This window comes from Legionella jordanis, from assembly GCF_900637635.1.
GTDB classification, from domain to species: domain Bacteria; phylum Pseudomonadota; class Gammaproteobacteria; order Legionellales; family Legionellaceae; genus Tatlockia; species Tatlockia jordanis.
Genome location: NZ_LR134383.1, coordinates 1316856 through 1332976 on the forward strand (window position 1 = coordinate 1316856; position 16121 = coordinate 1332976).

Consider the following 16121-nt stretch of genomic DNA (forward strand, 5'->3'; position numbering starts at 1 on the left):
ATACTATGATGTTTTAAGACAATTAATGAGGCGTGTGATGGCTGAAATGAATACAGATGTTGTGGTGTTGGGTAGTGGACCTGGCGGTTATACCGCCGCCTTTCGAGCAGCAGATTTAGGCAAAGAAGTTGTTCTCGTTGAGCGCTTCGACAATCTGGGAGGAGTCTGCTTAAACGTAGGTTGTATTCCTTCTAAAGCTTTGCTCCATATCGCTAAAGTGTTGGATGAAACCCATGAAATGTCAGCCCAAGGAGTTACATTCGCCAAACCTGAGTTGGATAGTAAACAGCTGGTGGCCTGGAAAAATTCTGTTGTCGGCAAGCTGACCGGTGGTTTGAAAGCCTTGTCGAAGCAACGCAAAGTGAAAGTAGTGACTGGTGTTGGCAAATTTTCAGGAACACATCAGATAGTAGTTGAAGGCAAAGAAGGCCAAACTACGATCAACTTTAAAAATGCAATTGTCGCGGTTGGCAGTGAATCCATTAATTTGCCCTTCATTCCAGAAGATCCACGCATCTTTAGTTCAACAGGCGCATTGGAACTTGCTGACATTAAAGGAAACTTGCTCGTATTGGGCGGTGGTATTATCGGACTTGAGATGGCCACGGTCTACTCAGCTCTTGGTGTTGATGTCACTGTAGTTGAATTCATGGATCAACTCATCCCGGGTGCTGATGCTGATTTAGTGAATGTTCTTCAAAAGAGAATGACTAAAAAGGGCGTTAAATTCTTATTAAAAACCAAAGTTACTGCAGTTGAAGCTAGGAAAGATGGAATTTATGTGTCTATGGAAGGGCAGCATGCTACTGAGCAACCTCTGTGCTTCCAACAAGTCTTGGTTGCTGTTGGAAGAAAACCCAATGGTGGCGCTATTGATGCAGGCAAAGCAGGAATTCATGTAGATGAGCGTGGCTTCATTGGCGTTGATAAACAAATGCGAACCAATGTTCCTCACATTTTTGCAATTGGCGATGTGGTTGGCCAACCCATGCTTGCCCACAAAGCCATTCCTGAAGGCAGAGTCGCAGCGGAAGTGATTGCCGGCATGAAGCATTTCTTTGATCCCAAATGCATCGCAAGTGTAGCTTATACTGATCCTGAAATCGCATGGGCAGGTTTGACAGAGAAAGAAGCCAAAGAAAAGGGCATTAACTATGAAAAAGCTGTGTTCCCATGGATAGCCAGTGGCCGTGCCTTAAGTATGGGTCGTGAAGAAGGTATGACCAAATTGCTATTCTGCCCTGAAACGAAACGAATTTTAGGTGCAGGTATTGTTGGGGTCAACGCCGGCGATCTGATTTCTGAAACTGCCTTGGCAATTGAAATGGAATGTGATGTGGAGGACATTGCTTTGACCATCCACCCGCATCCGACTTTATCGGAGTCCATTGCAATGTCTGCAGAAATATTCGAAGGCACTATTACCGATTTATATATGCCCAAGAAAAAGAAAGAAAAATAATTCTATTATCTTTTACGGAGATGGGCAGTTTGCCCATCCCTGTTCTCAATTTTTAAATTACCTCTCTTTTTTTCTCCAGGGCGACATACTATTCTTGTAATTGAATGCCATTTTTTGTCTTGAGAGATGACCTATCATGTCAATTAAGATACGCTCTATGAGACACAGCGATATTGATCGGGTGTTTTACATCGAAAGAGCTTCTCATCGAGCTCCATGGAGTCGAGATATACTAAGCGATTGCGTATTAGTAGGTTATGATTGCCGAGTCTTGGAAGTTGGAGATGAGTCATCCAAAACAATAGTGGGTTATGTGATTTCACGTAAAAATCTTAATGTATGCCACATACTTAATTTATGTGTTTTGAACACAGAACAAAAAAAAGGATATGGGCAAACATTATTGAAAGCAGTTCTCGATTCGCTTCAAGGTTCCCAATTTGACACAGTTATCCTGGAGGTGAGACCTAGCAATAAAGCTGCTTTGCAATTATATGAAAAATTCGGATTTCATACCGATCTTATTAAAAGGGCTTATTACAAAGATGAAAATGGTGAAGAGGATGCAATGCTTTTGAAGAAAATAATTTTAAGTAATAGCACATCTCAGTTAAGAGGAAAGGCCTGAATCTTGCAGTTATAGACAACAGTGTAAATCATTAAAACAATTCGTATGAGCTTGGAATATCATTCTAGCCTGCGCTGCTAGATCATGGGAGACGAAGGGATGCAATTGCTCCGTAATTTTATTATTGTATTAAGCATTATTTTTCTGCCTTCCTGCGGCTCAGCTCCTCCTGCGCAAAAAGCAACTCCAGCCGAAGTGGACGTCGCTTTTCCATTAAAAAAACGAATTATTGAATGGGATGAGTACACTGGACGTTTTCAGGCAGTTGAGGAAGTGGATGTCCGCTCTCGCGTTACAGGCTATTTAGATGCCATTAAATTCAAAGACGGTCAAATGGTCAAGATTGGTGATATATTGTTCATTATTGACCCAAGGCCTTTCGAATATGCCGTCACACGTGCGCAGGCCCAATACCAATTAGCCACGAGAGAATATCAAAGAGCTGTTCAGTTGCAGAAAAAAAGCTTTATTGCCGAAGAAGCAGTTGATCGCCGCTATCAAGAAATGAAAGTCTCTGAAACCAGACTCAATGATGCTAAATTGAATCTCCAGTATACGGCCGTAAAGTCACCAATTACAGGAAAAATCAGTCGGCATTATGTCAGCGTGGGGAATTTAATACGTAAGGACGATACCATCTTAACTAAAGTGGTTTCCTTCGATCCCATTTATTTTTATTTTGAAATGAGTCAGGGCGATTTATTGAAATACATACGTTTAGGAAAAACTCAGCAACAATCTCAACATAGTCTTAATGAAATAGTCATCAAGTTGCAGGATGAAAAAGAATTTAAGCATAAAGGAGTGATGAATTTTACAGATAACGTGGTAGACAGAGGTACTGGGACGATTTTAGGCAGGGCAACCATCCCTAATAACAACAGTTTGATTTACCCTGGATTATTTGGTCGTGCACGTTTGGCTGGAAGCAACGAATACGAAGCTCTTTTAATTCCCGATAAAGCAGTTAATAGCGATCAATCCCGAAAATTTGTATATGCGGTTGATAAACAAAATAAAATTTACCGCATTTATGTGGAGCTAGGTCCTTTGCGTGATAGTGGCTTTTATATCATTCGCGACGGACTGAAAGGCAATGAGCTGATTGTAGTTAATGGGATACAACGTATTCACGCTTCTGGACAAGAAATTAAGCCCAACAGAGTTTCTTTACATGAGTAACTCTTCTGAAGGTGAGGAATGAGAATAGCGCATTTTTTCATTGATAGACCTATTTTTGCCACCGTCATTGCCATCATCATCGTGATCGTCGGTGGGCTCTCTTATTTCAATTTGCCGGTTGAACAATACCCACAAGTAGTGCCGCCTACAATCCAGGTCACGGCCTCCTATCCCGGTGCGAATGCCAAAACTGTGGCTGAAACTGTAGCAACTCCTATTGAACAAGAAGTAAACGGTGTTGAAGGGATGTTGTATATGGATTCGCAATCAACCGATGATGGTCAAATGAGACTAACTGTGACTTTTAAGTTAGGAACGGATCTTAATATCGCTCAAGTGTTGGTGCAAAACCGAGTTGCCATTGCTGAACCTCGACTTCCAGAGGAAGTCCGGCGAATAGGGATTACAACGGTTAAGAATTCACCCGATTTGATGTTGGTTATTAACCTTTACTCACCAGATGGCCGTTATGACCAAACCTATCTGGGAAATTATGCGGTGTTAAATATTCGCGACAAAATTAATCGAATTGATGGAGTGGGTTCAATAAGATTGGTGGGTGCGAGCGAATATGCAATGCGGATATGGTTAGATCCCGATCTCATTAATTCCTATGGCCTCACCGCGGAAGATGTATTAGACGCGTTGCGCAGTCAAAATGTGCAAATTGCCAGTGGGGCTTTAAATAGCCAACCTCAGCCCAAGCAGTTGGGTTTCGAATTCAAAATTCAAACCAAAGGGCGTTTATCCACGCCTGAGGAATTTGCAAACATCATCATAAAATCGGATAAAAATGGACGAATTGTTCGCGTTAAAGACGTGGGTCAGGTGGTTCTAGGTGCACAAGATTATTTCACAAAAGGCTTTTTAGGTACTTACTCCGCAGTGGCGCTACCGGTGTTTCAACGGCCTGGTACTAATGCTCTTGCCACAGCGGATCAAATTATTTCAACCATGAAAGAAATTTCTAAGAATTTTCCACCAGGAATTAAATATCAAATTGCTTATAATCCGACCGAATTTATTGCTCAATCGGTCTATGCGGTCTTTGAAACCATTTTTGAAGCCATCGTGCTGGTTGTCCTGGTTATCATCCTCTTTTTACAAAGCTGGCGTGCTGCAATTATTCCAATTGTAGCTATTCCAGTTTCTCTGATTGGCAGCTTTGCCGTTATGGAAGCGATCAATTTTTCTTTAAATTATCTAACCCTTTTTGGTCTTGTCTTGGCCATTGGTATTGTCGTTGATGACGCCATTGTGGTTGTTGAAAACATGGAAAGGAACATCGCGGCCGGTTTATCGCCTAAGGAAGCAGCGCGAAAAACAATGACTGAGGTTGGCTCAGCCCTGGTGGCGATAGGTCTTGTATTGGTTGCGGTATTTTTACCTACTCTCTTTTTGCAAGGCATCTCGGGCCGATTTTATCAGCAATTTGGAACAACGATTGCCGTAGCCACAGTAATATCGGTTTTTATTTCTCTGACATTAAGCCCGGCACTTGCAGCCATACTTTTAAAAGCACATTCAAAAGAAAGACATGAAAGCGAGATTCCATTTTGGAAAAAACCGGTTCATGCTTTTTTTAATCAGTTCAATCGGGGATTTAATTACCTTTCTAAAAAATACGGACAATGGGTGGGAAAATTCACGCGCAAAACTGGCATTATGTTAATTGTCTATCTATTTCTGATCTCACTCATTTTTCTTTTGTTCATGATGGTGCCTACAGGTTTTATTCCGAGGCAAGATCAAGGTTATTTCATCGTAGCGGTACAACTTCCCCCTGGCTCTTCATTAGATCGAACGAATAATGTAGTCCAAAAGGCGTTGAAAAAAATTTTAGCCATACCTGGGATAAAAAATGCTGTGGGATTTTCAGGTTTTTCAGGTGCGACTTTTACGAACGCCAGTAATGCCGCTGCCATATTTCCAGTTCTGGATAGCTTTGAAAACCGCTACGACCAGGGAATTACTTATACGGATTTACTGAATCGGTTAAGGCAAGAAATGGCTAGCATTAAGGAAGCCATGATTGTGGTCATTCCCCCGCCACCTGTCCGGGGAATAGGTAACGCCGGAGGGTTTAGAATGATGATTCAAGACCGAGGTGGCCGCGGGATGGATGTTTTATACGATGCTGTAACCAATCTGGCGATGAAAGCCAATGAAGCAGCAGCAACCACATCCGTGTACACATTTTTTGAGAACAACACACCTACATTGCATTTGGCGCTGGATAGGGAGAAAGCCGAGCGCCTGGGCGTCCCTTTGGCTCGGGTCATCGACGCTCTGGAAGTGTATTTGGGCTCAGTATTTGTGAATGAATTTAATTACCTGGGACGCACATTCCGAGTTATGGCACAAGCCAAAGCTGAGGATCGCCTGACTAATGATGATATTTTGCGGTTGAAAGTGCGTAATAACTCAGGAAATATGGTTCCCATAGGTTCCGTGGCAACTGTTGATAATAGTGTTAGTCCTGCCCGCTATCCTCACTACAATTTATATCCTGCCATTGATTTGATTGGGGACGTCAGGCCTGGTTATAGCAGCGGCCAAGCTTTGGCAACTATGGAGCAATTGGCTGATCAGTATTTGCCTGATGGCATTGGTTATGAATGGACTGAAATTGCTTATCAACAAAAAATGGTGGGCAATACTGCCACTATCGCTTTCATTTTAAGCGTGGTGTTTGTGTTTTTATTGCTGGCGGCACAATATGAAAGCTGGGTTTTGCCTCTGGCAATCATTCTCATTGTTCCTATGTGTTTGCTATCGTCCTTACTTGGAATTAAATTGTTTGGCATGGAAAATAATGTCATGACTCAATTAGGATTTATTGTTTTAATTGGTTTGGCTTCAAAAAATGCGATTTTGATCGTTGAGTTTGCCCGTAAACTTGAACAGGCCGGTGCAAATCGTTGGAAGGCGGCTATTCAAGCTGCAAGGCTAAGATTGCGTCCCATCTTAATGACCTCTTTTGCCTTTATTCTTGGCGTCTATCCGCTCGTCATTGCGAGGGGGGCGGGGGCTGAAATGAGAAGGGCCTTAGGTGTTGCAGTATTTAGCGGCATGATTGGCGTTACATTCTTTGGTTTAATATTTACGCCTATTTTTTATGTATTGACCAGCCGCATGGCTCATTATCGTACCCAAAGGCTTGCTAAAAGAAAGGCTAAAACAGACTGAGTTTAAACATTCATATTAGATAAAAACTCCTGTAAATGTGGCTTATCGCTTTCACCTTGCAAATAATTCCGTAAATTATCAATGTAGAGGCTATATTCCTGGGGATTTAGAGAGCCGCGCATTAATTCAAATCGCAAGTAAACACAATAGGTGTTAAGTACATCTGTTTCACAATAGTCACGGATTTTTTTAATATGACCGGCCCTGTATTCGTCCCACACTTTGCCACCACTCATTCCCATTTTGCCAGGAAAACCCAACATGAAAGAAATTTCATTCAGAGGCGCAAAAGCTTTATTTTGATAAGCCGCTAAAACATCCATAAGATCAAGATGGCGATAATGAAAACGGTTTAAATAGTTATTCCAGCGAAAATGCTGTTGGTTTTCTCCGTTTTCCCAATAAGTGGGGGCCGAGATTCCATGAAGCAATGAACGATAATGGAGAACGGGCAAATCAAATCCGCAGCCATTCCAACTCACCAGCGTTGGTGTGTATTTTTCAATCCCGGTAAAAAAACGCTGGATTAAATCTTTCTCATCGGACTCTTCATCGCCAAGCGACCAAACTTTAAGCTGTGTTCCTTGACTCAGTACCAGGGAAATTGCAACAATTTTTTGCAAATAGTGTGGGAGAAAATCATTCCCGCATTTTGCCCGTCTTAAGGCAGAAAGGGCAAGCACCGTATCCTGGTCGGATAAATTCTTTAAATCATATATCCTGCGGCCGGTCTCCACATCAGGAATGGTTTCAATATCGAAGACTAAAGTGCTCATTAATACTCACAAACTCAGGGGATTGGCACAAATTACCATAGCCTGATGCGGTTGTGAATGAATTGGGTTGGGGTCAGGTAGCTTCTTAGTGAAGGTAAATGCCATGGGGTAAGTCATTTAATGTTCTGCTGATAACAGTTTAAATTTCGCGTCAATTTTGTTACTAATACGCCTCACAAAAATAAACTCAGCAAGAAAAATGAAATTTAAAGCTCTTATACTTATAGTTTGCTCTTTACTGCTTGTGGCTTGCGCCAGTCGTCCTCCTCGCGATGTGAACAACATTTGTCATGTTTTTCAGGAATATCCCAGATGGTATCGAGATGCTGTGGACGTCCAACGGCGATGGAAGGTTCCTGTGGCTGTACAAATGGCTATTGTCCATCAAGAGTCGAAATTTGATGGCCATGCAAAGCCCCCAAGACAAAAACTATTATGGATTATTCCCTGGAAACGACCTTCTTCTGCTTATGGCTATTCACAAGCACTACGCTCCACTTGGGCAGTCTATAAAAGAGATTCCAATGGCGGGAGTTTCTGGGCTCAGCGAGATGTATTTGCTCACGCAGTCGATTTTATCGGTTGGTATGCGAATCAAGCCAACCGGCGCGCAGGAATTCCTCGCACCGATGCTTATCGCTTATACCTTGCTTATCATGAGGGAGTTGGAGGTTATCAACGTCGCACTTATTTAAAGAAGCCATGGCTTATTCAGGTAGCGCATAAAGTAAGCGCACGCTCTCAAATTTATCAAGCACAACTCAATCAATGTCGAGGAAGCTTACCAAAAAGCTCATGGTTTTAAATTTAACTTTGCAATAGAATATTGTTGCAGGGATTAATGACAGATTACTCTTGAGTGGGTAGGATGGTAGCCTCATTGAATTAGGAGAATGAATTAATGCGTTTAATGCTTTTAGGTGGTCCGGGTGCGGGAAAAGGGACGCAGGCACTAAAATTAACCACATTTTTTAATATCCCGCAAATATCTACAGGGGATATGCTCCGTGCGGCCATCGCAAAAGGTACAGAATTAGGTAAAAGTGCAAAAAAAATCATGGACGCAGGCGAACTTGTTTCCGATGAAATCATCATTGGACTTGTAAAAGAACGTTTGCAACAACCCGATTGCCAAAAGGGTTTTCTATTTGATGGTTTTCCACGGACGATTCCCCAAGCAGATGCTCTTAAAGATGCAAGGGTAAAACTCGATCACGTCGTGGAAATTGCTGTACCTGATGAAGAAATTATTAGCCGCATCAGCGGCCGTATGGTTCATTTGCCTTCCGGCCGTGTTTATCATCTGAAATCCCACCCCCCGAAAAAAGATTTCGTTGATGATATAACCGGAGACCCATTGGTACAGAGGGATGATGATAAAGAAGAAACCATCAAGCAGCGATTAATGGTTTATCATCAACAAACAGAACCACTCATTAGGTACTATCAAGAATGGGCAAATAGTCAGGATGAAGACGCACCAGCTTTTCACCGGATCAATGGTTTAGGAAATGTGGACGAAATTTTCGCAGAAATTGTAGCTTGCCTTCAGCAAGGAGAAGGATCGTGACCATAAATAACTTAAAAGCAGAGCAATTTGAAGCCATAGTCGAAAACAATAAAATTGTTTTTATCGATTTTTGGGCTGAATGGTGCGCTCCCTGTAAACAATTTGCGATGGTTTATGAAAAGGTAGCTCAACAAAATCCTAATGTGTATTTTGCCAAAATCAATATTGAAGAAGAAACGGAGTTGGCTGAGGTATTCCAAATCCGCTCAATTCCTCACCTCATGATTTTCAAAGATGGAATTGTTATTTATTCAGAGGCTGGCAGTATGCCTGAGTCTACCCTTAAAGAATTGGTTAAACAGGCTATTGAGGCGGATGTTAGTGAAATTCGGGAAAAGATTGACAAAGGCGAAATTTAGCCCTAATTCAGGATAATTGCTGATATGTCTCTTCTTAAATCCTCTTTTGACGGTATAGGAACTGGAGCCGGCGTTGCCTGGCCATTATTTGGGATTCTTTCGTCTTCTCTCGGTTTGGCTGCCGGGAGTGTGCTTACCATTGTAGCGGGTTCTATAGCTAGCCTGCTATTTTGTGCTGTCGCTGGCCTGGTTTTTTACATCTCCCTAAACAACGCAAGACAGGCCGAAAAAAAAGCTGAAGAAAAACTTAAGCTTAAGATAGAAGAGTTATGCGAATTAACTTACTTTTACCTGCAATCCGTCCAAAAAAATGTTTCCCTAAATTTAAAAGCTCCAGAAGACAACCTGCAAATCCTTGAAGGCATAAAGAAGCAGATAGAATTGGATTTGAAAAACTGCGATAGAACCCTACTAATTAGCGAATTGTTGGAGCAGTTGTTGTTTCACCCGAAATATGAGGGTCTTTTGCGTAGTTTAGTTACGCTGAGCTATGGTGAAGATGAGATCAAATTCACGAAGACCCTTAAAGGATTGATTTCAGGTATAATTAGGACTGAGGTAGCCAACAAAAGGCCATCTACCATGGCCATTATTCAAACTGCTTTTTTAAGCATGGTTGGTACTTTTGGTGCAATCGCAGGATGTACAGCTGGATTCATGGGATTATTATCCGGATTGGGGTTACTCGCTGGTTTTTCAGCCGTTCCTATTGTGGGATGGGCCACCTTGCTGATAGCTATAACTTTAGCAACTGTCGTAGCCGTAAATTCAATTGAACGCCTGGACAAACAATATGTATTGAAAGCGGCAACAACCAATGTAAAAAACATGCATAAAAACATGTATGAACTTTACGTGTCAGAAGCATTTAAAGTACAAGCTCGAAATCCCGACCGAATTCAGCTTTTAGAGCCACCCAATGCTGGAATTGGTGTAACATTTTTTTCGCCTTTGCGCAGAACGGAAAAAAATATAGAGCTCATTACTCGAACTCCTACAGTATGATGTTCATCAAAACTTATTAAAAAAATTGCAAATCCTATTAGGAAACCACCTGATCGCTGTTCCTAAACCCTGGCGAGGATTCGCTTTATCCGGTTTCATCCTAAAAGCTCTAAACCCTTTCAAAAGGACATGGCTGAAGTTTCCATTCGTGGCTTATTTTTTGCTTGAGTGATACAAAACTGAAATAAGAATTTGCAATTGATACAGATTTACTGGACGCCCAGAATCAAATTTCACTGAAGAATTGTTGTGAATGGAATTTCAAGTATTTGTCTCTTGAATTGTAGGAATAGGAACAGGAAAGGTTGGGAGAAACCGATGAGTACATCTTCTAGGAAGTTCAAGCAACTCAGGGAGTTTTTCGAACAAGCGGTTGATCAATATCCTGGCCATACTGCATTGATTTGCAACGATGTAATGCTCTCTTATCAAGAACTGGAAGAGCAAGCAAACCAGTTAGCCAATTATTTGCTGTCGCTGGGAGTTCGTTCTGAACACAGTGTTGGTATTTTTCTTGAGCGGTCTTTGGACAGCTATATTTCCATTTTGGCTGTGTTAAAGACAGGAGCCTCGTACGTTCCTATCGAAATTGAATATCCTGATGAACGGGTCAATTATATTTTTAGTGATATGCCTTTTCATTCGGTAATTACCTCTTCACCGCAATTGCAACGCAAAAACAGCATTGATTTTCCCTCTACTATTGTATTGGACCAACTTAGAAAAAACATTGCCGAACAACCAAATACTCGTCCCATCCAAGGGCCTCTAGCTTCCGATCAGCTCTGCTATGTGATCTATACTTCTGGATCGACGGGAAAACCAAAAGGGGTTGAGGTAACTCACAGTAATATTTGTCATTATGTCAGAGTCGCAAGTTCTCTATATCAGATGAGTTTCAGCGATAGAGTCTATCAGGGATTTTCATTGGCGTTTGATGCCTCGCTTGAGGAACTGTGGATGGCTTTTGCCAATGGTGCTGCCTTGGTTGCCTGTACCAATAAAGACACCCGTTCAGGGGTAGGGTTAATTGAGTTTCTACAAAATAATAAGATCACCGTATTTTCCACAGTCCCCACTTTATTATCGACTTTAGAAGGCGATTTACCCAATTTAAGACTATTGATTTTAGGCGGTGAGGCTTGCACCCTAAATCTTATACAGCGTTGGCAAAGGCCGAATCTTACAATAATGAATACATATGGGCCAACTGAAGCCACCGTGATTGCAACTTACAAGGAATGTAAGCTTGGTGAGCCTGTCACAATCGGCCAGCCTTTAGACGGCTATGAAGTTGTAATTGTTGATGAGCACTTGCAACTAGTACCGGACGGCACTGAAGGCGAATTATGTATAGCAGGAGCAGGGGTCGCACGTGGTTATGTAAATCGCCCGGAAATCACCGAAAACAAGTTTGTAAAACACCCAAAGGATAGCAATAAGCGGCTCTATCGCACAGGCGATTTAGCCATGATCAATGAAGTGGGTGAGATTGTTTTTCTCGGCAGAGTTGATGATCAGGTTAAGCTTCGTGGTTTTCGCATTGAATTAAATGAAATAGAAACAGTTATCATGGAGTATGAGGCGATTAACAAGGCCGTCGTTTCTTTGCAGGAATTGGATAATCCTTGTTTAGTGGCTTATTTGCTTCTTAAAAAAGATGCGCCCTTTGATCTACAACATTTCAAAGAATTTATGAAAAAACGGTTGCCTCATTATATGCTCCCATCGTTTTTCGAGATTGTCGAAGCATTTCCACTATTGTCGAGCGGGAAAGTTAATCGAAAAGCACTTCCTAAACCTCAAAGCAGCATTCAAACCGTTGACTATATTCCACCTCAAACCGATTTGGAGCGTGAAATTAGTAAAGTGTGGGAAGAGGAATTTCAACATCGATCTATATCAATAGAGGCTGATTTTTTCTATGACTTAGGCGGGCATTCTCTGTCGGCCGCACGGGTAGTATCAAGTTTACGTAAAATGTCTGGTCTGCAAAATGTATCCATTCTGGATTTATATTTGCATCCAACTATTAAACAATTGGCGGAGAAATTCAGCAACAATAACGTCCAAGTTAAAGAACAGCGAAAGGTAAAAAAAGGGAAGGTTTCCTCTTTAAACTATTACTTATGTGCTACAGGGCAGCTCTTTGGTGTTTTGTTGCAATATGCCCTTGGGGCTTGGCAGCTGTTAGCTGTGATTCTTTGCTACACCTGGGTGGCTACACGTGAATCCCCTTGGGATATGAAATCTTTATTGATCTTCCTGGGCCTCTTTTTAGCTATGCCACTTGCTTCCTTGGCGTTTACCATTACTGCAAAATGGATATTATTGGGGAAGGTGAAGCCTGGCACTTATAAGTTGTGGGGCTGGTTTTATTTTCGTTGGTGGCTCGTTGAGCGTCTGCAAAAAAATATATTTTCACCCAAACACCTGATCGGCTCCCCATTAATCGTGCTTTACTATCGTTTGTTAGGAGCAAAAATTGGTAAAAATTGTTACATTGCTTCAACCAATATTGCTGTCCACGATCAACTAACCATCGGCGATAACAGTTCGATTGGTTTTGATTCACGTTTACTTGGATATGTGGTTGAAGATGGCTGGTTGAAAATTGCTAGTATTACCATTGGGGATCGGTGTTTCGTTGGCGCTCGAAGTGTTGTCAGTATAAATACGGTTATTCACGATAACGCTAAATTGGATGACATGTCGATGTTGCCGAGTCATAGCAACATCCCTGCAGGCCAATTTTTTTCAGGCTCCCCTGCTGCGGCTTCGGTAGCGCCAGCTGATCATATCACTAATCATGAAAAATCCTCTGTACCAACGTCCATGATTAAAAATTTCACCTATGGTGTTTTACATTATTGCTGCCTAGTCTTTGCAATGATGGTTTACTATGTGTGTTATTTTCCAGCGTTGTCTTTAATTACGCATTTCCATGAACAGACTCATTATTTATTTACTGTTCTGATAGCTGCACCGGCAGGAGCAGTCATATTTTTAATCTTGCATTATTTGGGCATTGGCCTTTGTAAGAAATTGCTAATGAATAAAATAAAACCAGGGATTTATTCATTAAAAAGTTTATATTACCTGCGTCAGTGGACTATCGTAAAAATGGTCGACATTGATGAAATTTATGTTATGGCCGATACACTGTACTTCCCTTATTTTCTGCGTTTCTTAGGGGCAAAATTAGGCCGGCACGTAGAGCTTGGTGAAACGCCACATATCATCCCTGATTTGGTCAACATCCAAGATGAAGGGTTTATTGCGAGTTCGGTTGCTTTGGCTTGGCCAAACGTTTATTTAGGCTCGATAAAATTTGCTCCGATACAAGTGGGGAGGCGTGGATTTATTGGCAACATGAGTTTGCTTCCTTCGGGAGCTAATTTGGGAGATGAGGGATTATTAGGCTGTATGTCAATCACCCCTCCGGGAAATAGGGCTGCTGATCATCGAACGGCTTGGCTTGGCTCACCGGCTGTTTTCTTGCCCAAACGAGAAATTGCTGCCGGTTTTTCAGATCAGGAAAAATTTTCTCCTTCGCGTAAGCTCTTCTTCACTCGATTGGCCATTGAGTTCATTCGAATTATCATGCCAACAACGCTGACTTTAATTGGCCTCTTTAATATGCTCTATGTGCTTGATATTTTATTTGATAACTATTCTTTAACAGAAATAGCCCTTATTTTACCAATAGTTGAATTGGGGGTCGTAGTGGGTTTAGTTGCTGGCATCGTAGCGTTAAAATGGTTCATTTTAGGTAAAGTTAAGCCAGCGACCAAACCGATTTGGAATATTTTCATTTGGAAAAATGACATAATTGAATATTCCTATAGCTATTTTATTAATCCTAATTTTACCAATTTGGTGTTAGGAACTCCGTTTGTGTCTTTGTTGCTGCGTAGTCTTGGCGCAAAGATAGGGAAGAAAGTCTTTATCGATACTGCTGATTTCACGGAGTTTGACTTAATTCGAATTGAAGATGAAGTTTGTATTAATTCAGAGGCGGTGATTCAAACTCATCTTTATGAGGATCGTGTTTTTAAAATGTCCACGATTAATATCGAAAAAGGTTGCAATGTGGGCATTGCTTCTATCGTGCTATACAACACGGTCATGGAGAAAAACTCAACTTTAGGTAACTTTTCTCTTTTGATGAAAGGAGAGAACCTTCCAGAGAATACAAGATGGCAAGGAATTCCAGCACAACCTGTAAGACCTTTCAGTGAACCTCTAGAAGAAATTAGAAATGTTCAGGCTGAGTTGGTTGAGCTATCCAGTAGTTAAACTGGGAAGGCGATCACCTTTTCAGGATGAAAAAATTAAGGCCAGGAATTTAAGAGTTAGCGTTTTCTGTGGATGGATAAGCCAAGTACTCAGTGAGGCAGGAGCTGCTTTCCTGATTGAAATGTATTCCTAATTTGGTTCGCCGCCACAAAATATCTTCACTGCTCGTTGCCCATTCATGTTGGCAAAGAAAATCAACCTCACGTTCAAAAAGGCCGTTTCCAAAATCTCGTCCTAAATCATTCAGGTTTGTGCAATCTCGAATGAGCTCCTCCATTCTGGTTCCATAGTTACTAAGATATCTCTGGCGAATGTCTTCTGGAAGCCAGTAATATTTTTCTAGAGCGTATTCTGCATATTCACGAAAGGACATTTTATCCAAATACGAGCCAGGGAGATAAGTATGGTCGGTTATGGATTCTTTAAGGTAAGGAAAAACGGCTTTTAATTCATCGATCACTTCACTGGCCAGTTGACGATAAGTTGTAATTTTCCCTCCATAAATCGTTACAGAGGGTGCCGGAAGCACGCTGAAAAGAAAAGAGTAATCCCGGCTTAATGCTTTAAGTTCCCCCGGTGCTGCCAATAAGGGCCTAACGCCACTCCAGGTATAAATGATATCTTCTCTTTGAATTTTAAATTTAAGATAATTATTAATTAGATCGCACAGATAACCCACCTCTTCACTAGAGATGCTAACGTCATCCAACGAACCATGAAATGCAACATCTGTAGTTCCTATCATCGTGTACCCCTGATAGGGGACAATAAAGACAATGCGTTTGTCTTGATGTTGTAAAAGGTAGGCGTGTTTGCCTTCATACAATTTATGCACCAGCAAATGGCTGCCTTTGACCAAAGACATTTTGTATTGATTGTCGATTTGCAATAAGTTGTTCATGGACTCGACCCAGGGGCCGGTCGCGTTAATTACAGCTTTGGCCTTAATAAAATGCTGTTCACCTGTTTTATCTTGGGTGGTCAAATGCCAAAGCCCATCGATGGTATTAGCTTGAACAAGTTGCGTATAATTGCAGATGACAGCACCGTGATTTTTTGCTTGCAAAGCGTTGGTTATAGTCAAGCGAGAATCATCCGTTGTGCAATCATAGAAAAGAAATCCCTTCTGGTATTTTTCTTTTAAAGGATCAAAGTAGGGGGAATGCTTTTTGCGCAGTAGAAAACGGCTGCCCGGCAATTTATTGTCACGGCTGAGATTATCGTAAAGAAATAAGCCGGTGCGTAATAACCAAACCGGCCGCATTTCTTTGGAGTAGGGGAGAACAAATGGTAAAGGTCGCACTAAATAAGGCGCAAGCTTTAATAAACGTTGGCGTTCATCCAAAGCTTTTTTTACCAGTTTGAAATCATAATGCTCCAGATAACGAAGGCCGCCATGAATTAATTTACTGCTGCTGGATGAAGTTTTTGAGGCAAGATCATCCTTTTCTAAAAGAATTACTGACAACCCACGCATGGAAGCATCTGCAGCGCAGCCACAGCCATTAATTCCTCCTCCGATAACTGCAACATCAAAAACTCGCTCCATGTTGTCTCCGAAATCATGTAAAATGCTGTCAAGATGGTATAAATTCTCTTAATAACGCCAGGATGGCTTGAAGCATTTGAAGTAAATTGCTGTGGCCTACCT

11 protein-coding genes are annotated in these 16121 nt (G+C 41.5%); 9 read left to right on the top strand and 2 right to left on the bottom strand.

The features are described from left to right. Positions 1-37: 37 nt before the first annotated feature. The 4 genes from lpdA to EL203_RS05980 all read left to right on the top strand — a co-directional run bounded on the left by lpdA (position 38) and on the right by EL203_RS05980 (position 6461). Entirely contained in the window at positions 38-1462 is a 1425-nt protein-coding gene (gene lpdA, locus EL203_RS05965; RefSeq protein ID WP_058470038.1) for a dihydrolipoyl dehydrogenase, read from the top strand. Positions 1463-1598: 136 nt separating this feature from the next. Next, entirely contained in the window at positions 1599-2090 is a 492-nt protein-coding gene (gene rimI / locus EL203_RS05970) for a ribosomal protein S18-alanine N-acetyltransferase (protein ID WP_058470037.1), read from the top strand. 99 nt (positions 2091-2189) lie between these two features. Continuing rightward, complete coding sequence (locus EL203_RS05975) at positions 2190-3272, top strand: efflux RND transporter periplasmic adaptor subunit (RefSeq protein WP_122224901.1); 1083 nt, start codon at positions 2190-2192, stop codon at positions 3270-3272. 18 nt (positions 3273-3290) lie between these two features. Continuing rightward, on the top strand, positions 3291-6461 hold the full coding sequence (locus EL203_RS05980; protein WP_058470035.1) for an efflux RND transporter permease subunit: 3171 nt from the start codon (positions 3291-3293) through the stop codon (positions 6459-6461). A 2-nt stretch (positions 6462-6463) separates the two neighbouring features. On the opposite strand, the gene EL203_RS05985 is transcribed toward EL203_RS05980, so the two are convergent. Then, positions 6464-7237, bottom strand: a complete 774-nt coding sequence (locus EL203_RS05985; protein WP_058470034.1) for a 3'-5' exonuclease — start codon at positions 7235-7237, stop codon at positions 6464-6466. A 199-nt stretch (positions 7238-7436) separates the two neighbouring features. Between EL203_RS05985 and EL203_RS05990 the strand changes: the two genes are divergently transcribed. From EL203_RS05990 to EL203_RS06010, 5 genes are all read left to right on the top strand, one after another. After that, positions 7437-8042: a transglycosylase SLT domain-containing protein gene (locus EL203_RS05990; RefSeq protein ID WP_058470033.1), complete on the top strand. Its 606-nt coding sequence runs from the start codon at positions 7437-7439 to the stop codon at positions 8040-8042. A gap of 96 nt (positions 8043-8138) precedes the next feature. Next, entirely contained in the window at positions 8139-8807 is a 669-nt protein-coding gene (gene adk, locus EL203_RS05995) for an adenylate kinase (protein ID WP_058470032.1), read from the top strand. Beyond that, entirely contained in the window at positions 8804-9166 is a 363-nt protein-coding gene (trxA, locus tag EL203_RS06000; protein WP_058470031.1) for a thioredoxin, read from the top strand. The genes adk and trxA overlap by 4 nt, the downstream gene beginning before the upstream one ends. A gap of 24 nt (positions 9167-9190) precedes the next feature. Continuing rightward, on the top strand, positions 9191-10171 hold the full coding sequence (locus EL203_RS06005) for a hypothetical protein (protein ID WP_058470030.1): 981 nt from the start codon (positions 9191-9193) through the stop codon (positions 10169-10171). A 318-nt stretch (positions 10172-10489) separates the two neighbouring features. Continuing rightward, a complete protein-coding gene (locus EL203_RS06010) occupies positions 10490-14470 on the top strand; it encodes a Pls/PosA family non-ribosomal peptide synthetase (protein WP_058470029.1) in 3981 nt (1326 codons plus the stop codon). Positions 14471-14519: 49 nt separating this feature from the next. On the opposite strand, the gene glpD is transcribed toward EL203_RS06010, so the two are convergent. After that, positions 14520-16019, bottom strand: a complete 1500-nt coding sequence (gene glpD, locus EL203_RS06015) for a glycerol-3-phosphate dehydrogenase (protein WP_058470028.1) — start codon at positions 16017-16019, stop codon at positions 14520-14522. Positions 16020-16121: the final 102 nt, after the last annotated feature.